This is a genomic window from Pedococcus bigeumensis, assembly GCF_006438965.1.
GTDB lineage: Bacteria > Actinomycetota > Actinomycetes > Actinomycetales > Dermatophilaceae > Pedococcus > Pedococcus bigeumensis_A.
Genome location: NZ_RCZM01000005.1, coordinates 237,657 through 258,437, shown reverse-complemented (window position 1 = coordinate 258,437; position 20,781 = coordinate 237,657). Strand labels below are relative to the sequence as shown.

The following is a 20,781-nucleotide window of genomic DNA, read 5'->3' as shown; positions in this document are numbered from 1 at the left end:
CTAGCCGCTGGCCTGCAGGTTTGCCCCTTTCGTCGCCTCGGCATCCCGCGCTGGGGCGCCGGGGTGCACGGCTTCTCCCCGGTCCTGCGGGGCCTGGGCGAGCACTGCCTGGAGCAGACTCACGGCCCGCGCCTTGTCGAGTGGCTCGTTGCCGTTGCCGCACTTGGGTGACTGCACGCAGGCCGGGCAGCCACTCTCACAGCGGCACGACCGCACCGTCTCGAGCGTCGACTCCAGCCACAGCTCGAACGAGTCGAACGCCCGCTCGGCAAAGCCAGCTCCGCCCGGGTGCCCGTCGTAGACCATGATCGTCGGCAGCCCGGTGTCGGGATGGAGCGCGGTGGACACCCCTCCGATGTCCCACCGGTCGCAGGTGGCCACGAGCGGCAACATCCCGATCCCGGCGTGCTCGGCCGCATGGGCTGCGCCGGGGATGTCCGCCTCACCCACTCCGGCCGCCTCCAGCCACTCGACGGGCATCGTCCACCACACCGCGCGTGTGGTCAGGGTGCGCTGCGGCAGGTCGAGGGGGTGCGTCCCGATCACCTCACCGCTGGGCAGCCGACGCAGGAACGAGGTCACCTGGGTGTGCACCTGGACGGTCCCGAACGACACCCGCACCGGCCCCCAGTCGACGCTGCGTTGGGCGCCGACGATGTCGAACGCGCTCACCGACTGGGCGAACGTGCTCCACCCGGGGTCTCCCCTCACCACCGTCGCCGTCCCCTGCTCGAGGTCGAGCTCGGTCACGACGTAGCTGTCGCCCTGGTGCACGTGCACGGCCCCGGTGTGCACCTGGGTGTGCGCCGACGCCTCGTCGATGGTGCCCAGCACGCGGCCGGTCCGTTGCTCGACGATCCCCACGACCTCGCCCGCCCCGCGCAGGGACACGTGGTCGGAGGCCCGGTCGGTCCGCGCCCAGAACCAGCCGTTGGGTCGACGGCGCAGGATCCCGCGTGCCACCAGGGCGTCCACGAGCCCGCGGGCCTGGCCGCCGAACATCGCGAGATCCGCCTCGCGCAGTGGCAGCTCAGCCGCCGCGGCTGCGAGGTGCGGCCCGAGGACGTGGGGGTTGTCGGGGTCGAGGACGGTGGCCTCGACGGGTTGCCCGAAGACCACCTCCGGGTGGTGCACTACGTAGGTGTCCAGCGGGTCGTCGGCCGCGACGTAGACCGCCAGCGACCGGGTGCCTGCCCGGCCTGCGCGACCTGCCTGCTGCCACAACGACGCCCGGGTGCCCGGCCACCCGGCGAGCAGCACGGCGTCGAGCCCGCTGATGTCGATGCCCAGCTCGAGGGCATTGGTCGCCGCCAGCCCCACGATCGCGCCCGAGCGCAACGATCGCTCCAGCTCGCGCCGCTCTTCCGGCAGATAACCCCCTCGGTATGCCGCGACGGCACCTCCCAGCGCGGGTTCCACCTCCATCAGGGTCCGGCGGGCGCTGGTCGCCAACGCCTCGACCCCGGCGCGCGACTTGGCGAAGGCCACCGTCTGCACACGCTGGGTGACCAGGCTCGCCAGCAGGTCAGCCGCCTCGGACGTAGCCGACCTCCGACCGTCGCCCTCGCCGAGCAGCCCCGGCTCCCACATCGCGAAGGTCATCGCCTCCCTGGGCGAACCGTCCTCGGTGACGGGCGCCACCGGCATACCCAGGAGGCGGGAGGCGTGGACGCCGGGGTCGCGGACCGTTGCCGAGGCGAACACGAAGGTGGGGTAGGAGCCGTAGCGCGCGCAGACCCGCCGCAGTCGACGCAGCAGCGCGGCGAGGTGCGAGCCGAAGACGCCGCGGTAGGTGTGGCACTCGTCGATCACGACGTAGCGCAACGCGCGCAGGAAGGGCGCCCAGCGCTCGTGGAGCGGCAGCAGCGAGTGGTGCACGAGGTCGGGGTTGGTCAGGACGAGGTGGGCGTGGTCGCGGATCCACCGGCGTTCCTCGGTGGCGGTGTCGCCGTCATAGGTCGCCGCGCGAACTCCCGGCACGGCCATCGCCTGCACCCTGGCCAGCTGGTCGGCGGCCAGCGCCTTGGTGGGGGACAGGTAGAGCGCCGTCGCCCCCCGACCCGACGGCGCGAAGGCTCCCTCGACTACAGCCGACAGCACCGGCAGGAGGTAGCCGAGGCTCTTGCCCGACGCGGTGCCGGTCGCCATGACGACGTGCGACCCGTCATGGGCCAGGTCGGCCGCCTGCCGCTGGTGCGACCACAGGGACGCGACCCCGGTTCCGGCGCACGCGGCATACACGCTGGGGTCGACCCAGGTGGGCCACTCGGCGAGCGATGCGGCCCTCGCGGGCACCTCGTGCACGTGCAGCAACCGCTCGGCTCTCGACCCGGAAGCCAGGGCTGCCAGCGCGGCCTCGGGGTCGAACGGGACGCGCTCGGGCCTCGCAGAACCGGGTGCGGTGGGGCCGGTGGTGGACATTGCCGCTACCGTAATCCCGAGGGCAGACGGTCCGGGCGGCTGCTCACTGGCAATGGCAACTGAAGGGGTGACCGTGGACCTGTCGGTCTCCAGCAGCGAGCAGGGCGCAGTGACCATCGTCCACGTGGCGGGCGAGATCGACGTCTACACCGCTCCACTGCTGCGCGAAGTGCTCGACAAACAGGTGGCTGCGGGCCGCACCGACCTCGTGGTCGACCTCGAGAAGGTCACCTTCATGGACTCCACGGGGCTCGGCGTGCTCGTCGGTCGGCTCAAGCTGGTCCGTGGACAGAACGGCACGCTGCGCATCGTCAGCGCCCAGGAGCGGATCCTCAAGGTCTTCAAGATCACCGGCCTGGACAAGGTGTTCCACATCTACCCGACGGTCGACGAGGCCGCCGAGGCGTCCAACGCCTGACGGAACGTCCGCGAAACACCCCCAGCGCACCCCCAACGCCCGGCGAAACCTGCCAGAGGGCGGTCTCAGGGTGACGATTTACCTGTGACGATGCTCACCCGGGGCCCCACAGGCTGTGACGTGCATTACTCTCGCCACCAACGTCCCCTCTGCGGTGCGCCATCGTGGCGTGCCCTTGGGTGGTCCTGAAAGTTTCCCCATCGAGGAGGATGGAATGTCGCGCCTTGCGCCTGCCGCCACCGCTGCTGACCTGCAGCTGGACGGCACCAATCTCACCCTGGTCTACGCCGTGCTCGCCATTGCGATCATCGCGCTGGTCATGGGTGTGTTCTTCCGCCAGCAAGTTCTGGCGGCCGACCCCGGCACCGAGAAGATGCAGGAAATCGGCGCTGCCGTGGAAGAAGGCGCCCAGGCGTACCTCGCCCGCCAGTTCAAGACGCTGAGCGTCTTCGTCGTCCTCGTCTTCGGCCTCCTGCTCCTGCTCCCCGCTGACACCGCCGAGGTCCGCTGGGGACGCTCCGGCTTCTTCATCGTCGGTGCCCTCTTCTCTGCGGCGATCGGCTACTTCGGCATGAGCCTGGCCGTCAAGGCCAACGTCCGGGTGGCGTCCGCCGCCCGCGACGGCGACCGTGACAGCGGCATGCGGATCGCCTTCCGGACCGGTGGCACCGTCGGCATGGCCACCGTGGGCCTCGGCCTGCTCGGTGCCTCGGTCGTCGTGCTCCTCTACCAGGGCGAGGCCCCCAAGGTCCTCGAGGGCTTCGGCTTCGGTGCCGCCCTGCTCGCCATGTTCATGCGTGTCGGTGGCGGCATCTTCACCAAGGCTGCCGACGTAGGCGCCGACCTGGTCGGCAAGGTCGAGGCCGGCATCCCCGAGGACGACCCGCGCAACGCGGCGACCATCGCCGACAACGTGGGCGACAACGTCGGCGACTGCGCCGGCATGGCCGCCGACCTCTTCGAGTCGTATGCCGTGATGCTGGTGGCCGCCCTCATCCTGGGTTCTGCCGCCTTCGGCACCTACGGCCTGGTGTTCCCGCTGATCGTTCCCGCCATCGGTGCCGTCACGGCCCTCCTGGGCGTCTTCATCACCCGGGTCAAGCCCGGCGAGAACGCCCTGTCGGCGATCAACCGTGGGTTCTACATCTCGGCCGTCATCGCCGCGGTGCTCTCCGGGGTTGCCGCCTACATCTACCTGCCCGACACCTTCAGTGGGCTCGGCTCCACCGACGAGTCGGTCGCCGCCCTCACCGGCGACCCGCGTCGCTCGGCCCTGCTGGCCGTGATCATCGGCATCGTGCTGGCGGCGGTCATCCTCTGGCTGACCGGCTACTTCACCGGCACCGACAAGCGCCCGACCAAGGACGTCGCCCGCACCTCACTCACCGGTGCGGCAACCGTCGTGCTGTCGGGCATCGGCGTCGGCCTCGAGTCGGCCGTCTACACCGCCGTCATCATCGGCGCGGCCGTCTACGCAGCGTTCCTGCTCGGTGGCGGTTCGGTCATCCTGTCGCTGTTCCTCATCGCGCTGGCCGGCTGTGGTCTGCTGACCACCGTGGGCGTCATCGTGGCGATGGACACCTTCGGGCCGGTCTCGGACAACGCACAGGGCATCGCCGAGATGTCCGGTGACGTGGATGGCGAGGGCGCCCAGATCCTCACCGACCTCGACGCGGTCGGCAACACCACCAAGGCGATCACCAAGGGCATCGCGATCGCGACGGCCGTGCTCGCTGCGACCGCGCTCTTCGGGTCCTACTCGGACGCCTGGAAGGGTGTCTACAACCCGATCCTGCAGGACCTGAGCCAGCAGGCGCAGAGCGGCGCCCTGGACAAGGTCCAGATCGCGGCGATCCAGCGTCAGATCGACACGACGTTCAACCTCGAGATCGTCACGCCCAGCACGCTGGTCGGGCTGCTGCTCGGCGCGGCCGTGGTGTTCCTCTTCTCCGGCCTCGCCATCAACGCGGTGACCCGAGCTGCCGGCGCCATCGTCTTCGAGGTGCGCCGCCAGTTCCGCGAGCACCCCGGGATCATGGACTACACCGAGAAGCCCGAGTACGGACGGGTCGTCGACATCTGCACCAAGGACTCGCTGCGTGAGCTCGCGACGCCGGGTCTGCTGGCCGCGCTCGCCCCCGTGGCGGTCGGCTTCGGTCTCGGTATCGGCCCGCTCGCCGGCTTCCTCGCCGGCGCGATCGGCACCGGCTGCCTGATGGCGGTGTTCCTGGCCAACTCCGGTGGGTCATGGGACAACGCGAAGAAGATCGTCGAGGACGGCACCCACGGTGGCAAGGGCAGCGACGCCCACGCCGCGACCGTCATCGGTGACACCGTCGGTGACCCGTTCAAGGACACCGCCGGCCCGGCCATCAACCCGCTCATCAAGGTGATGAACCTGGTGTCCGTGCTGATCGCCCCGGCGATCGTCACGCTCTCGATCGGCGCTGACAAGAGCAACGTCGTCCGCTACGGCATCGCCGCCGCTGCGGTCGTCATCATCGTCGCCGCGGTGGCCGTCTCCAAGGCGCGCGACCTGGCGATCGGTGGCGACGGCGACGGCCAGGCTGCCGCCCGGTTCGACGCCGTGGCTCCGGACGCCGGAGAGGCCGAGACCGCACCCGGTCAGGCCGTCGACGACGCAACCGACGTGGTCGAGGAGCCGGCGAACCGCTAGCTCCGATACGGCATACGTGCAGCGGCCGGCTCACCCACCAGGGTGAGCCGGCCGTTCTGTTGCAACGGCTCGGAGTGGTCCGAGCCCGCGCATGCCGTAAAAGCATCCCGAATCGGGCACCAGGGCGAATACATTCAGGTCCGTGACAGTCACGACACCGTCGCGCGGGTCCTGGCGGGCGGCCCACCGCAGGTTGCTCCGGTCCACGGCGATCCTCGTCCACGTGGCGACCATGGTCGCGGTGGCGGCGCTGAACCGTTCTGTCGCGTGGTGGGTCCTCGGGGTCGGGGTGGCAGTGCTCGTCCTCGTTCCGGTCGGACTCTCGCTGGTGGAGCGCACCCGGGGCACCGCTGCGGTGCGCATGGTCCCCGACGGGCACCGGATGAGCATCGAGTTCCCCGCCCGTCCGTTGGCTGCCGCTCTCGGGCTCGCTGCGCTGGTGGCGGGGGTGCCTGGGCTCGCAGCCCTTGCCGCAGTCGCCGTCCACGAAGCCCGGGACGGCCAGCCGGGCTACTGGCCGGTCGCCGTCGTCCTGGTCGGGGTGGTGGCGACGACGATCTGGCAGGGGGCCCGTCCTGGGCGCGGCCCCCGGGGGTGGCCGGCCGTGCGCCTCACGCAGGAAGGTGTGGTGCTGCCGACGCTCATGGGCGGCGACGTCATCGCCTGGACGCAAGAGCCGAGGGCGGTGGCATGGGACGGCAACATCCGGGTGCTGACGCCGTCGGAGGCCTGGCGGATCAGGTCCTCCCTGAGGGAGCGGGCTGCCCAGGCGGTTCGCTTCAACCCACGCATCATCTCGGCCTTCACCACGGGCGCCGACGTGGCGGTGGTCGCGGCTGCCGTGAACTTCTACTCGGCGACCCCGGAGCGCCGGATCGAGCTCACATCGATCATGGCCCTCGAGCGCATCAGACGGCGCGACCTTCCCCCGCCCTGGTAGCCGCCTCCGGGCTGCGGGGCGGAGCCGGTGTGCCGCCTGGCCGAGTGCCACGCGCGCCCCCCCGCGTAGGGTCGCGTCATGCCCACGGAGAGCGAGTTCGACATCTCGGCCGTCACGCGGGACGACCTGGCCGACCTGCTGCCGTTGATGCGGGCCTACTGCACGTTCTACGAGAGCGACCCGTCGGACGAGGACCTGCGCGCCATGAGCCGGGCGTTCCTCGAGACCGGCGCGGGCGGCACCCAGCTGATCGCCCGCGACACGACGGGCGGGGCGCTCGGCCACGCGACCATGCTCTGGAGCTGGGACACGACCCTCGCCCAGCCGCTCGCAGTGATGGAGGACCTGTTCGTCACCGCGCAGGCGCGCGGACGAGGAGTCGGAGCAGGACTCATCGACGCGTGTCGGCAGCTGGCCGCAGACCGCGGGATGCAGTGGCTGGCGTGGGAGACGGCGCCGGACAACGAGACGGCGCAACGGCTCTACGACGGGTTGGCTGACCGGGCCGGCACGTGGTTGGCCTATCGACTGTCGACGGACCGACCCGCGACCTAGGCTGGGGCCATGCAGAGTCCGCTCTTCGACCAGGCCAACCTCGAGGTCCAGGCCCAGCAGCGGTTCGCGCTGCAGAACCCCCAGATGCTGCGCGTCCACCTCGGCGGCGACGTGCTCGCGGTCAAGGGCGCGATGGTGTCCTACCAGGGCCAGATCCGGTTCGACCACGAGAAGGCCGGCAGCGTCGGCAAGCTGTTCAAGAAGGTCGTGACCGGCGAGGACGTCTCACTCATGCGGGTGTCCGGTGAGGGCGACGTCTTCTTCGCCTCCGAGGCCGGGTTCGTCTTCCTCGTCGACCTCACCGGCGACGCGCTGTCGGTCAACGCGCGCAACCTGCTGGCCTTCGACTCCACCATCGAGTGGGACATCAAGCGGGTGCAAGGTGCCGGCATGCTGAGTGGCGGGTTGTTCAACACCACGCTGCACGGCACCGGGACGGTCGCGATCCACACCGTCGGCCAACCCGTCATCCTCGACTGCAGCCAGCAGCCCACCTTCGTGGACGTGCAGGCCTGCGTCGGCTGGTCGGCCAACCTCGTGCCCCAGGTCGTCTCGAGCATGAACGTCCGCTCCATGCTGCGCGGCGGGTCGGGGGAGGCGTTCCAGTACGCGTTCTCCGGGCCGGGTTTCGTGATCGTCCAGCCGAGTGAGTGGACGCCACCAGCGGCGGGGAGCGGGGGCGGCGGCGGGGGCTTCAACCTCGGCGGGCTGCTCGACGGATGAGCGTCCCCACCCCGGTGGCCGACCCCGAGCTCGTCGCCCGCCTGCGGGCCGACCTGAGGGCCGCGGCATACACGGTCGAGGCGGTCGCTGAGCTGCTCGGACCGTTGGCGACAGCGGCGCTGGCCCGCGAGCAGGTGCTGCCCGCCCAGCGGGTCACGGTCGACGTCGGCACGCCGCTCGCGACGCTGGTCCGGCTCTTCGGCCTCGGCGACGCCGTCGACAGCGAGGAGGCGGCCGCGGCCCTGCCCACCCTGGGGCTCGTCGGCGCTGCATCGCTCGGCCTGGTGCGCGAGCAGGGGCCTGGCGTGGTCGCCACGTGCGACCTGCGCCCCTACGGCGACGAGGACCACGCGTGGTGGATCGCCTCCGACCTCACCGAGCTGCAGACCCGCGGTCCCCTTCGTGAGGACCACGTGCTGGGTCTCGGCGGAGCCTCGACGACGCTGGCGTCCTGGACGCCGCGACCTGCTGTGGAGCGCGCGCTCGACCTCGGCACGGGGTGCGGGGTGCAGGCGCTGCACCTCGGCGCGCACGCCCGGCAGGTCACCGTCACGGACATCTCCACGCGGGCACTGGACTTCGCGAGGTTCAACGCCGTGCTCAACGAGTGCGACTGGGACGTCGTCGAAGGCTCGATGCTGGATCCCGTTGCGGGACAACAGTTCGGGCTGATCGTCAGCAACCCGCCGTTCGTCATCACGCCACGGACCCCCGACGTCCCGCTCTTCGAGTACCGCGACGGTGGGCAGGCCGGTGACGCTGTCGTCGCCGACCTGGTGCGCTCGATCGGAGCGCACCTCGAACCGGGTGGCGTTGCGCAGTTCCTCGGCAACTGGGAGGTCGTCGGCGACGCCGACTGGCGCGACCGCGTGCGCGGCTGGGTGGCCGGTACCGGCCTCGACGCGTGGATCATCCAGCGCGACGTGCAGGACCCCGCGGAGTACGCCGAGACCTGGTCGCGCGACGGAGGGCACCACAGCGCGACCACCGAGTTCGCCACGATGTATGCCGCGTGGCTGGACGACTTCGCGTCGCGCGGGGTCAGCGCGATCGGCTTTGGCGTCATTACCCTGCAGCGACTCGTGGGGGACCGTGAGCCCTTCGTCGAGCTGACCGAGGCGACCGGGCCGGTGGCGGTTCCGATGGGTGCGCACGTCCTGTCCGGGTTACGCGCCCGCACCTGGCTGGCCGAGCACACCGATGACGAGGTGCTGGCCGTCGCGTGGCGGTGCGCCGACGACGTCACAGAGGAGCGGCACGGCCGGCCGGGGGAGGAGGACCCCGCGGTGATCATGCTGCGCCAGGGTGGCGGGCTGCGCCGCGTGGTCCGGCTCGACACCGTCGGCGCCGCGCTCGTCAGCGTGTGCGACGGCACGCTGCCCGCGGGCGCCGCCCTCGCGGCCATTGCGGAGCTGCTCGGCAAGCCGGCAGCCGAGGTGCGCGTGGCCGCCCTTCCGTTGGTCCGCGAGCTCGTAGCCGACGGGCTCCTGGTCTGAGCCGCGAGTGAGTGCCGGCCGGGACATCCGTCATCTGGGCGCTCATTTGTGCAGGTGGAAAACCCAGTTGTGAGTGAGTGCTCACTCACTCATACTGATCACCATGTCACCCCGCGCCCCCGCGATGGCCCCCGACGACCGGCGGGCCTCGATCATCGCCGCCACCATCCCCCTCCTGCGGGACAAGGGACGCGGCATCAGCACGAGGGAGATCGCCAAGGCCTCGGGCATCGCCGAGGGCACGATCTTCCGGGTGTTCGACAGCAAGGACGAGATCATCCATGCCTGTGTCCACGAGGCGTTCGACACGGCCGCTGTCAAGGCCGAGCTGGCCGCAGTGGATCGCGACCTGCCGTTGCGTGACCGCCTCGCTGCAGCGGTCACCGTGATGCAGAAGCACCTGCAGGGCATCTTCGCGTTGATGAGCGTCCTGCAGTCGTCCGGCCAGCCGCTGCACCGCCCGATGGACCCGAAGGCCATGCGTCGCCGTCAGGAAGGGACGGCAGAGCTCGACGCCGCGTTCACCGCCCTGATCGGCGACGACGTCGCGCTGCTGCGGATCCCGGTCCTCAACTTCATCGGCTACCTGCGGATGCTCACGCTCTCGAGTGTCCACCCGATGCTCGACGGCCAGGACTCCACCGCGGCCGAGCTCGTCGACGTCGTCCTCGAGGGCGCGCTTTCCCGGCCGGCGGCGACCGACCGCCGTCCGGCCACCAAGGAACGTCGTCCTGCCGCCGCCCAAGGACGCTCCGCCACGACCGCAACCGAACGCCGCTCCGTCGCGATCACCTCGCGCACCTCAAGGGGGAAATGACAGTGCTGATCCGGATCATTCGTGACTACCTGAGGCCCTACCAGGGGTTGGTCGCAGTCCTGGTGGGACTGCAGCTCGTGGGCACCATGGCCTCGCTCTACCTGCCCAGCCTCAACGGCAAGATCATCGACGAGGGTGTCGCCAAGGGCGACACCGGCTACATCGTCAGCACCGGTGGCTGGATGCTCGCGGTGTCGCTGGTGCAGATCGTGGCGACCGTCGCGGCGACCTACCTAGGCGCCAAGTCGGCGGCCGGTCTCGGGCGGGACCTCAGAGCCGGGATCTTCGCGCGGGTGGGTGACTTCTCCGCCCAGGAGGTGTCGCGGTTCGGCGCGCCCACGCTGATCTCCCGCAACACCAACGACGTGACCCAGGTCCAGACGGTCGTCTTCATGGGTGCGGCGATGATGGTGTCGGCTCCGATCATGATGGTCGGCGGCATCATCATGGCGTTGCGCGAGGACGTCGGCCTCTCGTGGCTCGTGGCGGTCGCTGTCCCGCTGCTGGCGCTCTCGGTGGCCTTGGTGATCCGCAAGATGATCCCCAACTTCCGACTCATGCAGGAGTCGGTCGACTGGGTCAACCGCGTGCTGCGCGAGCAGATCACCGGCATCCGGGTGGTCCGTGCATTCGTCCGTGAGGACCACGAGCGGGCCAGGTTCGCGGACGCCAACAGGCAGTACACCGGGACCGCCCTCGCCGTCGGCCGGTTGATGGCGCTGGTCTTCCCCATCGTGATGCTGATCTTCAACGCCTCGACCGTCGCGGTCCTGTGGTTCGGGTCGCACCGCGTCGAGAACGGCCAGATGCAGATCGGTGAGCTGACCGCCTTCATGAGCTACCTGATGCAGATCCTCATGTCGGTCATGATGGCGACCTTCATGTCGATGATGATCCCGCGCGCGACGGTCTCGGCCGGACGCATCGCCGAGGTGCTCGACACCGACTCGACGGTCGTCCAGCCGGCCCGCCCGGTGGCCATCCCGTCCACCGGGACCCGCGTCGAGCTGCGCGATGTCGAGTTCTGCTACCCGGGTGCGGATGTGCCTGTCCTGCAAGGTGTTTCACTGACGGCTGAGCCGGGGCGTACCACTGCCATCATCGGGAGCACCGGTGCGGGCAAGTCGACGCTCATGTCGCTGATTCCTCGGCTCTACGACGTCACGGGTGGGTCCGTGATGCTCGGTGGGGTCGACGTCCGGGATGCGATGCTCGAGGACGTCTGGTCCCGGATCGGCCTGGTGCCGCAGAAGCCCTACCTGTTCACGGGAACGGTCGCCTCCAACCTGCGCTACGGCGACTCCGGGGCGACCGACGACCAGCTGTGGGAGGCGTTGCGCATCGCCCAGGCAGAGGACTTCGTCCGGGCGATGCCCGAGGGCCTCAACGCCCCGATCTCCCAGGGTGGCACCAACGTCTCCGGCGGCCAGCGTCAGCGGCTGGCCATCGCGCGGGCCCTGGTGTCCAAGCCGGAGGTGTTCCTCTTCGACGACAGCTTCTCGGCCCTGGACCTGTCCACCGACGCGAGGCTGCGGTCGGCACTCAAGCCGGTCACGCGGCATACCGCGGTGATCGTGGTGGCCCAACGGGTCTCGACGATCATCGATGCCGACCACATCGTCGTCCTCGATGACGGCAAGGTGGTCGGAGCCGGCCGCCACGACGAACTGCTCGAGACGTGTCCGACGTACGTCGAGATCGTCGAGTCCCAGCGATCTGCAGAGGAGGCCGCGGCATGAGCGGTGAAGGAGTGAAGACCGAGGAGGAGAAGGCAGCCGAGGCGCGGCGCGGGCCGGGTGCGAACGCCGCCCAGCGGCGCGGCCCGATGTCGATGGGCATGCCCACGGAGAAGTCGCAGAACTTCGGGCCGTCGGCCAAGCGCCTGCTGTCCCTGCTCCAGCCCGAGCGGGCTGCCCTGTATGCCGTGATGGCACTGGCCGTGGGCAGCGTCGCCCTCAACGCCGTGGGGCCCAAGATCCTCGGCAAGGCGACGGACCTCATCTTCGCGGGAGTGGTGGGCAAGACCCTGCCGGCCACCGCGACCCGCGACCAGGTGGTCCAGGGGTTACGCGCCCGGGGCCAGGACAACTTCGCGGACATGGTCGCCAGGATGAACCACCTCGTGCCCGGTGCCGGCATCGACTTCGGCGCGGTGGGCCGGGTGCTGCTGTTCGTCCTCGCCCTCTATGCCATCGCGAGCGTGCTGTCCTGGGCGATGGGCTGGATCCTCACCGGAGCGGTCAACCGCACGATCTTCAACCTGCGTCGCGACGTCGAGGACAAGCTCAACCGCCTCCCGCTGCCGTACTTCGACGCGCAGCCGCGTGGCGAGCTGCTCAGCCGCGTCACCAACGACATCGACAACGTCGCGCAGAGCATGCAGCAGACGCTGAGCCAGATGCTGACCTCGCTGCTCACCGTGGTCGCGATGGTCGGGATGATGCTCTACATCTCGCCGGTCCTCGCCCTGATCGCGCTGGTCACGATCCCGATCTCTATGGTCGTCACGGCCACGATCGGCAAGCGTTCGCAGAAGCACTTCGTGCAGCAGTGGAAGAGCACCGGTGAGCTGAACGCAATCGTCGAGGAGACCTTCACGGGCCACCACCTGGTCAAGGTCTTCGGCCGCCAGGACGAGGTCCGCGCGTCGTTCCGCACCAAGAACGACGACCTGTTCGACGCCGGTTTCGGCGCCCAGTTCATCAGCGGCATCATCATGCCGACGATGATGTTCATCGGGAACCTCAACTACGTCGTCATCGCCGTGGTCGGCGGGCTCCGCGTCGCGAGCGGGTCGATGAGCCTCGGTGACGTGCAGGCGTTCATCCAGTACTCGCGCCAGTTCACCCAGCCGCTGACCCAGGTCGCCTCGATGGCGAACCTGCTCCAGTCCGGGGTGGCTTCGGCTGAAAGGGTCTTTGACGTCCTCGATGCACCAGAGCAGCGGCCCGATGCGGCCGACCCGACGGCCCTGGACGACCCGCACGGACGAGTGGAGTTCCAGGACGTGTCGTTCTCCTACGACCCCGCCAACCCCCTGATCGAGCACCTCGACCTCACCGTCGAGCCCGGTCAGACGGTGGCCATCGTCGGGCCGACGGGGGCGGGCAAGACCACGCTGGTCAACCTCATCATGCGGTTCTACGAGCTGGACGCCGGCCGGATCGCCCTCGACGGGGTGGACATCACCGACCTGACCCGGCACAACCTGCGCGGCGAGATCGGCATGGTCCTGCAGGACACCTGGCTGTTCGGTGGCACGATCCGCGAGAACATCGCGTACGGCCGACCGGGTGCCAGCGAGGAGGAGGTCATCGAAGCGGCCAAGGCAACCTACGTCGACCGGTTCGTGCACTCCTTCCCCGACGGCTACGACACCGTGCTGGACGCCGAGGGTGGCAACATCAGTGCCGGCGAGAAGCAGCTCATCACCATTGCCCGGGCGTTCCTCTCCGACCCGGCGCTGCTCATCCTCGACGAGGCGACCAGCTCGGTCGACACCCGTACCGAGCTGCTGGTCCAGAAGGCGATGTCGGCGCTGCGGCACGACCGCACCAGCTTCGTCATCGCGCACCGGCTGTCCACGATCCGCGACGCGGACGTGATCCTCGTGATGCGCGATGGGCAGATCGTCGAGCAGGGTTCGCACGACGTCCTGCTCGCGAGGGGTGGCGCCTACGCGGAGCTCTATGCCGCGCAGTTCAGCGGCGCCGCCGTGGACGTCGACACCGGCGAGGCGCCGGCGGCGCCAGACCTGGCCGGCGCCAAGGTCTGAGTCCGACCCCGAGCACCAGGTGTGCCGCGTGGCCGCCTCGGCCACGCGGCATACCTGTGTGGGGGCTCAGCAGCCGGCCACGGGTTGAAGGATCCTGCGGGCCAGGATCCGCAGGATCCTTCAAACTCGCGCCCGAGCTTGGAACCGGAGGCGCTGGCCCGTGAGGCCCGCCCGGGTGCCGATTCACGGCATACGCCCTAGGTTGGGCTGAGATCCGTCGCAACGTCGCCCAGGAGCCAATCGATGACTGCCCTTGCCCCGCTCGCCCTACCGGCCGCAACCCCGTTGATCGACGCGAACTGGCTCGACTACACGCTCGTCGCGATCTACTTCGCCTTCGTGCTGGGCATCGGCGTCATGGCCAGACGCTCCGTCTCGGACTCGATCGACTTCTTCCTGTCCGGGCGCTCGCTGCCCGCGTGGGTGACCGGCCTGGCGTTCATCTCGGCCAACCTCGGTGCGGTCGAGATCATGGGGATGTCCGCCAATGGCGCGGAGATCGGTCTGCCGACGGTGCACTACTTCTGGGTCGGCGCGATCCCGGCGATGCTGTTCCTCGGCGTCGTGATGATGCCGTTCTACTACGGCTCCAAGGTCCGCTCCGTGCCGGAGTTCATGTTCCGGCGCTTCGGCACCGGTGCCCACCTCGTCAACGCCATCAGCTTTGCCTTCGCCCAGCTGCTCATCGCCGGGGTCAACCTCTACCTGCTCGGCTCGATCGTGCACGCACTGCTCGGCTGGCCCCTCTGGCTCGCGCTGATCGTGGCGGCGGCGATCGTGCTGTCCTACATCACCCTCGGAGGCCTTTCCGCGGCCATCTACAACGAGGTCCTGCAGTTCTTCGTCATCGTCGCCTCGCTCCTGCCGCTGACCCTGATCGGCCTGCACCGCGTGGGTGGCTATGGCGGTCTCAAGGACAAGATCACCGCCTTTGCCGACGCCGCACCGGCCGGAGCGAAGGTGGCCCCGGCGGCTCAGCAGCTCGAGTCGTGGCCCGGTCAGGCCCTGTCCGGCTTCGACTCGCCCTTCTGGTCGGTCGTGGGCATCGTCTTCGGCCTCGGCTTCGTGCTGTCCTTCGGCTACTGGACGACCAACTTCGTCGAGGTGCAGCGCGCGATGGCCTCGAAGTCCATCTCGGCAGCCCGCAAGACACCGATCATCGGCGCGTTCCCCAAGATGTTCGTGCCGTTCCTCGTCATCTTCCCCGGCATGGTCTCGGCGGTGCTGGTCAAGGAGATGATCGACCTCAAGGGCGGCGGCCACCCAGCCGGAGGTGCGTCAGGCGAGGGCGTGAAGTACAACGACGCCCTGCTGCTGTTGATGCGGGACATCCTCCCCAACGGCCTGCTGGGACTCGCGATCGCCGGCCTGCTCGCGGCCTTCATGGCCGGCATGGCAGCGAACATCTCGGCCTTCAACACCGTGTTCAGCTACGACCTGTGGCAGCGCTACATCCGCAAGGACCACAGCGACGACTACTACCTGCGGATCGGCCGGCTGGCCACGGCCGCGGCGACCCTCATCGCCATCTTCACCGCCACGCTGGCCAGCAACTTCTCGAACATCATGGACTACCTCCAGACGCTGTTCGGGTTCTTCAACGCCCCGCTGTTCGCCACCTTCATCCTCGGCATGTTCTGGAAGCGGATGACCCCGACGGCCGGCTGGGTCGGCCTGTCCAGCGGCACGCTGTCGGCGGTGCTGGTCGCGTTCCTCTCCGAGGATGCCTTCGGCTCGGCGAGCCAGGGCGTCATCCCGCTCTCGGGGCAGGGAGCGAGCTTCGTCGCAGCGTCGACCGCGTTCGTCGTCGACATCCTCCTCAGCATCGTGGTCAGCATGGTGACGCAGCCGAAGCCGGCATCCGAGCTCAAGGGCCTGGTCTACTCCGAGACGCCCAGGGAGGACCTCGTCGACCCGGAGGAGGCTTCAATGCCCTGGTTCCAACGCACCATGCCGCTCGCCGGCATTGCGCTCGTCATGGTCCTCATCCTCAACTTCGCGTTCTAAGGGAGGCTGCACATGTCTGACAAGAAGAACGAATCCTCGGCCAAGGCATCGGGTGGCCACACTGCCGGCGCGTTCGACATCCGCAACATCATCGGTTCCCTCCTCGGCATCTACGGCCTGCTGCTGCTCATGGCGGGGCTCTTCATGGACACCCAAGAGGCCAAGACGGGCGGTGTCAACGCCAACCTCTGGACGGGTCTCGGCCTCACGGTCGCCGGAGCAGTCTTCCTCCTCTGGGCCCGGCTCAAGCCGATCATCGTCCCGGCCGACGTCGAGCCGGTCGGGGACGACCCGACCCGTCCGGCCCCTCGCCGTCGCCCCGGCGGCCACTGAGCCACCCAGCCACGACCAGGACTGACGGGTATGCCGGGTGGTCACCACCCGGCATACCCGTCAGTGGGTCTCGTGGACGGGTTGGCGGCGCAGTGCCTGGCTGCCGGTGAAGGCGAGGACCGCCGCGGCGGCCACCCCGAGCGCTCCGCCGACCACCCACATCAGCCGTGGGCTCAGCTCGAAGAGCGCTCCGGCGAGCGGTGGCGCGATGACGGTGCCGCCGATGGAGGCCGCGCCGTAGAGGCTCTGGTACCGGCCGTGCATCCCCTCGGGCGCCCGGTCTGACGCGTGCGCCGTGGCCGTCGGCTTGTAGAGCATCTCGCCCGCGGTCACGACAGCCACGGCGACCAGCACCACCGCGATGCCCGGTGAGGGTGCCACCACCACCCACCCGACGCCGACGAGCAGGAAGCCGAGGGCGATGAGGCGTTCGGGCGGCCGTTCGCGCAGGCGGTGGGCGAGCCACGGTTCGAACAGCACGATGAGCCCACAGTTGAGCGAGATCGTCGTGCCGTAGATCCAGGGGGCGGCGCCGAGGGCCTCGAGCTGCCACGGGACGGCGGAGTAGGCGAACCGGTAGGCGGTGTCAGCGGCCACGACGGTCAGCAGGAGCAGGACGAACCGTGGATCCTGGCGGAGGGCGGCGAGCAGCCGGGTCGGGGTGCCGTCAGGCACGGGCGTGCGCGCAACGCTCGGTACGACGAACATCACGACGCCCAGCATCAGCAGGCTCGCCACGGCGTCGATCACGAAGATCGCACCGAAGTGGTGCACAGCCAAGAGCCCCCCGAGCGGTGGGCCGAGCACGGTGCCCGCGTTGTTGACGGCTCGCATCCACGCCGACGCCTGGCGACGGTGCTCGCGCGGGAGTGCGCTCGTCACGAGGGCGAACGACACCGGCCGGCCCACGCCGCCGAGGGCGCCCATGAGCGCCAGGACGACGGGCAACCCAGGGGTCGGCGTCACCGGGACGAGCAGGCAGCCGACGGCCGACGCGAGGGAGGCCAGAGCCAGCGTCGGGCGGAGTCCGAAGCGGTCGCCGACGGTCCCGCCCGCGAGGTTTCCGGCGATCATGCCCAGGCCCCAGACGGCCGCGATCGAGCCGGCGGCGCCCTCGCTCAGGCCGCGGTCCGACACCAGGTAGAGCGGGATGAAGACCCAGGCCATCGAGCCCAGCGCATTGACGAACCGGCCGACGAGGAGCCACCGGACCCAGCCGGGGAGTTCCTTCACGCCAGCGTCACCCGAGAACCGACCCTCGCCCAAGGACCCGGTGTCACCCGGTGAGCCTGGGTCACCACATGGCCTCGAGCTCTGACCGGCCCAGGGCCGGCGGCTCGTAGCGCGGCTGGTAGAGCGTCATGGTCCCCGCGCCGGGGACGACGAGCTGCACCGTCGTGCCCCACGACTGCTCGGTCACGCCGCCCTCGAACTCGGCGCCGCGCTCCTCGAGCTCGGCCATGGTCGTGGCGAGGTCGTCGCACAGCAGGGACAGGTCGAACCGCTGGTCGGTGCCGCCGACCTGCGTGCCGCCCTCGCCACCGTGGTCCCACGACGAGGGGTGCACACCGAGCTCGCTCGGCCCGGTGCGGAAGATGAGCCAGCCGCCGCCGGTGTCGGTGGCGGGGAAGCGCAAGACGTCGCGGAAGAAGTCGCGGGCCGCGGCGGGGTCCTGGGCGTAGACCAGGGTGTGCAGTGCGGTGATCATGGGACCACGGTAGAAGCCCGACGGCGCTCCAGCCCGTCGAGCACGACGTCGATCCCGAACTCGAACTCGGTCTGGTCGTCGCACCACCCCAAGGTCGAGCCGGGGTCGTCGTGCGCCACCTCGGCGAGCATCTCCACGAGGTGTGGGATCTGGGTGGCCATCGCCGCCAGCATCTCTTCCGAGGCATCGCCCGAGGCGGCGTCACCGGGGTCGAAGAGCTCCTGCGAGAAGCCGATCACGCGGCTGCCGAGGGCGTGCAGCGAGTGGTGCGCCAGGTCGTGGCTGAACCCACCGGCGCGCAGGATGCCCACCACGCCGTCGTAGTAGCGCACGATGTCGAGGTTCATCGTGGTGCGCGTCTCCAGCACGCCGGGGGCCCACCTGTGGCGGAGCAACACCTCCCGGGCGGCCAGGGCGCGTGCCCGCAGGGCCCCGCGCCAGTCGGTGGCGGGATCTGGGGAGTCGAGCGACGCCACTGCGGCGACGAGCTCGGTGGCGACCTGCTCCACCATGGCGTCCAGCAGGGCCTCCTTGCCGGCGACGTGGTTGTAGAGCGACATGGCCTCCACGCCGAGCTCCTGGCCGATCCTTCGCATCGAGACCGCCGCGATCCCCTCGGCATCCGCCACGTCCACGGCGGCCCGCATCACGCGCTCGCGGCTGAGCGGACGGCGCGGGGCGTCGCGAGTCGTGTCGCGCTCGACGGTGTCGGTCACGGGTCCTCCGGATCGGGTGCTGGTCGTCACGATGCTAGCTCTCGGCCGTTGACAGACTTACGGCGTAGGGCTAACTTACGCCGTATATTTACACCGTAAGTTTCATCTCGAGCACAGGAGCCACCATGACCGACCTCGCCCACACCAGCCCCTCCGCAGCGTCGCCGAGGGTGGCCGCCGAGCCCGCCCCGCGGCACGCCGGGCCGGCGCCCACGACGATGCGCGCGGCAGTTCACGAGCGCTACGGGCCGCCGGAGGAGGTAGTCACGGTGCGGACCGTTGCGGTGCCGGACGTCGGCCCCGACGACGTGCTCGTGCGCGTCGGCGCGGCCTCGGTCAACGCCCTCGACTGGCACTACGTGACGGGGCTGCCGATGTTCGCCCGGCCGACCCTGGGGCTGCGTCGCCCGAAGCGTCAGGTGCCCGGTGCCGACGTCGCCGGCGTCGTCGAGGCGGTAGGGGCGGCCGTTACCCGGTTCCAGCCGGGTGACCGGGTCTTCGGTGAGGTGTCGGGTGGAGCGTTCGCCGAGTTCGTCGTGGCACCGGCCGACTGGCTGGTGCCGGTGCCCGACGGCGTGGAGGTCGAGACGGCTGCAACCATCGGCGTCGCCGCCGAGACGGCCCTGCAAGGCCTGCGCGACTGGGGCCAGCTGAAAGCCGGTCAGCGGGTGCTGGTGAACGGCGCGTCGGGTGGCGTCGGCAGCTTCGCGGTCCAGCTCGCGAAGGCGCTCGGGGCGTCCCACGTGACGGCCGTGTGCAGCACGGGCAACGTCGAGGCAGCCCGCCGAGCCGGCGCTGACCGGGTCGTCGACTACACGCGAGAAGACCTCAGGGCGCTGGGGGAGACCTTCGACGTGTTCTTCGACAACGCCGGCAGCCTCACCCTGCGAGAAAGCCGTCGCCTGCTCGCTTCCGGGGGCAGCTACGTGATGGTCACCTCGCCCAAGTCGAAGTGGCTGCACCCGCTGCCGCGGTTGCTCCGGGTGCCGGTCTACTTCGCGTTCGGCAGCCAGCGCGCTCCGGCGTTCAAGGTCGCCTCGCGCAGCCGGGCCGACCTCGAATACTTGGTCGACCTGGTGGCGACGGGCCGGCTGAGCCCGGTGATGGACCGGCGGTGGGCGCTCGCCGACGCTCCCGAAGCCCTGCGGGTGCAGGGCGAGTTCCACGCCAAGGGCAAGTCGGTGGTCATTCCCTGACCGGTCCGGCCCCCGAGATCCCAGCTCTCGGGCTACTGTGCGGGCAGGAAGCCCGAGAGCTGGGATCTCGGTGAGGGCCGGGTCAGGCGAACTGCCAGGACCGCTTGCTCAGGCCGAACCAGAAGCCCTCGATGACGCTCTCGTTGTCCAGGCTGCCGGACTCGTATGCCGCGCCGAGACTCACGTACAGCGGCGCCCAGTGCTCGGTGCGCGGGTGCGCCTCACGGGCTGCCGGGGCCTTGTGCATGAAGTCGAGGATGGCGTCGACGTCCTGGCGCTCGAGGGCCTCGGCGGCCCAGTTGTCGAACTCGGCGGAGGCGGCGGGCGGGGTGCCGTCGGGGCCGCCGGCCGGGTTGAACCAGCGCAGGTTGTGGGTGGTGAAGCCGGACCCGACGATGAGGGTGCCCTGGTCGCGCAGCGGGGCGAGCTTGCGCCCGAGGTCGAACAGTGCACGCGGGTCGAGGGTCGGCATCGACATCTGCAGGACCGGGATGTCGGCGTCGGGATACATCTCGACGAGCGGCACGTAGGCGCCGTGGTCGAGGCCGCGGGTCTGGTCCTGGTGGACCGGGGTGTCGGAGGAATGCATCAGCTTCGCGACGTCCGCGGCGAGCTCGGGTGCACCCGGGGCGGCATACGTGACCTCGTAGTAGTGGCGCGGGAAGCCGTAGAAGTCGTAGACGAGGGGGACGTCGCCGGAGGTGGCGGAGAGGGACAGCGGCGCCTCCTCCCAGTGCGCCGACACCATCAGGATGTTGGTCGGCTTGTCGAACCCGCTCGACCACGTCGAGAGCTGGTCGGTCCACACCGGGTCGTCGGCCAGCGGAGGCGCGCCGTGGCTGAGGTACAGCACGGGCTGGCGGTCGGTGGTCGCGGTCTCGCTCATGCAGGAAGCATAGACCCTTATGCTTGAACCTTCAACTAAACGACCGAACCGGGAACCGAGACGCTGCGTCGCGGATTTGACCCTCTCGGATACCGTCATCCGCGATGCCGTGT

17 protein-coding genes are annotated in these 20,781 nt (G+C 69.8%); 12 read left to right on the top strand and 5 right to left on the bottom strand.

Translation table 11 applies throughout. The annotated features are described in order from the left end of the window. A complete protein-coding gene (locus EAH86_RS15350; RefSeq protein WP_140742284.1) occupies positions 1-2,421 on the bottom strand; it encodes a DEAD/DEAH box helicase in 2,421 nt (806 codons plus the stop codon). Positions 2,422-2,494: 73 nt separating this feature from the next. Between EAH86_RS15350 and EAH86_RS15345 the strand changes: the two genes are divergently transcribed. The 11 genes from EAH86_RS15345 to EAH86_RS15295 all read left to right on the top strand — a co-directional run bounded on the left by EAH86_RS15345 (position 2,495) and on the right by EAH86_RS15295 (position 16,162). After that, positions 2,495-2,839 (top strand): anti-sigma factor antagonist, encoded by a 345-nt coding sequence (locus EAH86_RS15345; protein ID WP_140742282.1) that lies wholly within the window; start codon positions 2,495-2,497, stop codon positions 2,837-2,839. 214 nt (positions 2,840-3,053) lie between these two features. Next, positions 3,054-5,516 (top strand): sodium-translocating pyrophosphatase, encoded by a 2,463-nt coding sequence (locus tag EAH86_RS15340; protein WP_140742280.1) that lies wholly within the window; start codon positions 3,054-3,056, stop codon positions 5,514-5,516. Positions 5,517-5,658: 142 nt separating this feature from the next. After that, positions 5,659-6,456 carry a hypothetical protein gene (locus tag EAH86_RS15335; RefSeq protein WP_140742278.1) on the top strand — a complete coding sequence of 266 codons (798 nt, stop codon included), beginning with the start codon at positions 5,659-5,661 and terminating at the stop codon, positions 6,454-6,456. Between the two features lie 78 nt (positions 6,457-6,534). After that, the gene (locus EAH86_RS15330) at positions 6,535-7,011 is read left to right on the top strand and encodes a GNAT family N-acetyltransferase (protein ID WP_140742276.1); all 477 of its coding nucleotides are present in this window, start codon (positions 6,535-6,537) and stop codon (positions 7,009-7,011) included. A gap of 9 nt (positions 7,012-7,020) precedes the next feature. Next, complete coding sequence (locus EAH86_RS15325; protein WP_140742274.1) at positions 7,021-7,734, top strand: AIM24 family protein; 714 nt, start codon at positions 7,021-7,023, stop codon at positions 7,732-7,734. Next, a complete protein-coding gene (locus EAH86_RS15320; RefSeq protein ID WP_140742272.1) occupies positions 7,731-9,230 on the top strand; it encodes a N5-glutamine methyltransferase family protein in 1,500 nt (499 codons plus the stop codon). The genes EAH86_RS15325 and EAH86_RS15320 overlap by 4 nt, the downstream gene beginning before the upstream one ends. A gap of 103 nt (positions 9,231-9,333) precedes the next feature. Further along, positions 9,334-10,047 carry a TetR/AcrR family transcriptional regulator gene (locus EAH86_RS15315; protein WP_140742270.1) on the top strand — a complete coding sequence of 238 codons (714 nt, stop codon included), beginning with the start codon at positions 9,334-9,336 and terminating at the stop codon, positions 10,045-10,047. Positions 10,048-10,049: 2 nt separating this feature from the next. Next, a complete protein-coding gene (locus tag EAH86_RS15310) occupies positions 10,050-11,786 on the top strand; it encodes an ABC transporter ATP-binding protein (protein ID WP_140742722.1) in 1,737 nt (578 codons plus the stop codon). Further along, positions 11,783-13,822, top strand: a complete 2,040-nt coding sequence (locus EAH86_RS15305; RefSeq protein ID WP_140742268.1) for an ABC transporter ATP-binding protein — start codon at positions 11,783-11,785, stop codon at positions 13,820-13,822. The genes EAH86_RS15310 and EAH86_RS15305 overlap by 4 nt, the downstream gene beginning before the upstream one ends. A gap of 243 nt (positions 13,823-14,065) precedes the next feature. Then, complete coding sequence (locus tag EAH86_RS15300) at positions 14,066-15,829, top strand: sodium:solute symporter family protein (protein WP_140742266.1); 1,764 nt, start codon at positions 14,066-14,068, stop codon at positions 15,827-15,829. A 12-nt stretch (positions 15,830-15,841) separates the two neighbouring features. Then, entirely contained in the window at positions 15,842-16,162 is a 321-nt protein-coding gene (locus tag EAH86_RS15295; RefSeq protein WP_140742264.1) for a hypothetical protein, read from the top strand. A 60-nt stretch (positions 16,163-16,222) separates the two neighbouring features. Here the strand turns inward: EAH86_RS15295 and EAH86_RS15290 are convergent, their stop codons facing one another. The 3 genes from EAH86_RS15290 to EAH86_RS15280 form a co-directional block, all read right to left on the bottom strand. Further along, positions 16,223-17,395 carry an MFS transporter gene (locus EAH86_RS15290; protein WP_140742262.1) on the bottom strand — a complete coding sequence of 391 codons (1,173 nt, stop codon included), beginning with the start codon at positions 17,393-17,395 and terminating at the stop codon, positions 16,223-16,225. A gap of 61 nt (positions 17,396-17,456) precedes the next feature. Continuing rightward, on the bottom strand, positions 17,457-17,870 hold the full coding sequence (locus tag EAH86_RS15285) for a VOC family protein (protein ID WP_140742260.1): 414 nt from the start codon (positions 17,868-17,870) through the stop codon (positions 17,457-17,459). Next, positions 17,867-18,586 (bottom strand): TetR/AcrR family transcriptional regulator, encoded by a 720-nt coding sequence (locus tag EAH86_RS15280; RefSeq protein ID WP_241668395.1) that lies wholly within the window; start codon positions 18,584-18,586, stop codon positions 17,867-17,869. Before EAH86_RS15280 ends, EAH86_RS15285 begins: the two co-directional genes overlap by 4 nt. Before the next feature lie 125 nt (positions 18,587-18,711). Here EAH86_RS15280 and EAH86_RS15275 point away from each other — a divergent pair, with 125 nt between their 5' ends. Beyond that, complete coding sequence (locus tag EAH86_RS15275) at positions 18,712-19,782, top strand: NAD(P)-dependent alcohol dehydrogenase (protein ID WP_140742258.1); 1,071 nt, start codon at positions 18,712-18,714, stop codon at positions 19,780-19,782. An 82-nt stretch (positions 19,783-19,864) separates the two neighbouring features. On the opposite strand, the gene EAH86_RS15270 is transcribed toward EAH86_RS15275, so the two are convergent. Then, positions 19,865-20,668: a dioxygenase family protein gene (locus EAH86_RS15270; RefSeq protein WP_140742256.1), complete on the bottom strand. Its 804-nt coding sequence runs from the start codon at positions 20,666-20,668 to the stop codon at positions 19,865-19,867. Positions 20,669-20,781: the final 113 nt, after the last annotated feature.

Coding starts and splice junctions, on each gene's coding strand:
- EAH86_RS15340 (WP_140742280.1), top strand. CDS start 3,054: ATGTCGCGCCTTGCGCCTGCCGCCACCGCTGCTGACCTGCAGCTGGAC.
- EAH86_RS15315 (WP_140742270.1), top strand. CDS start 9,334: ATGTCACCCCGCGCCCCCGCGATGGCCCCCGACGACCGGCGGGCCTCG.
- EAH86_RS15320 (WP_140742272.1), top strand. CDS start 7,731: ATGAGCGTCCCCACCCCGGTGGCCGACCCCGAGCTCGTCGCCCGCCTG.
- EAH86_RS15330 (WP_140742276.1), top strand. CDS start 6,535: ATGCCCACGGAGAGCGAGTTCGACATCTCGGCCGTCACGCGGGACGAC.
- EAH86_RS15305 (WP_140742268.1), top strand. CDS start 11,783: ATGAGCGGTGAAGGAGTGAAGACCGAGGAGGAGAAGGCAGCCGAGGCG.
- EAH86_RS15350 (WP_140742284.1), bottom strand. CDS start 2,421: ATGTCCACCACCGGCCCCACCGCACCCGGTTCTGCGAGGCCCGAGCGC.
- EAH86_RS15270 (WP_140742256.1), bottom strand. CDS start 20,668: ATGAGCGAGACCGCGACCACCGACCGCCAGCCCGTGCTGTACCTCAGC.
- EAH86_RS15325 (WP_140742274.1), top strand. CDS start 7,021: ATGCAGAGTCCGCTCTTCGACCAGGCCAACCTCGAGGTCCAGGCCCAG.
- EAH86_RS15300 (WP_140742266.1), top strand. CDS start 14,066: ATGACTGCCCTTGCCCCGCTCGCCCTACCGGCCGCAACCCCGTTGATC.
- EAH86_RS15285 (WP_140742260.1), bottom strand. CDS start 17,870: ATGATCACCGCACTGCACACCCTGGTCTACGCCCAGGACCCCGCCGCG.
- EAH86_RS15275 (WP_140742258.1), top strand. CDS start 18,712: ATGACCGACCTCGCCCACACCAGCCCCTCCGCAGCGTCGCCGAGGGTG.
- EAH86_RS15295 (WP_140742264.1), top strand. CDS start 15,842: ATGTCTGACAAGAAGAACGAATCCTCGGCCAAGGCATCGGGTGGCCAC.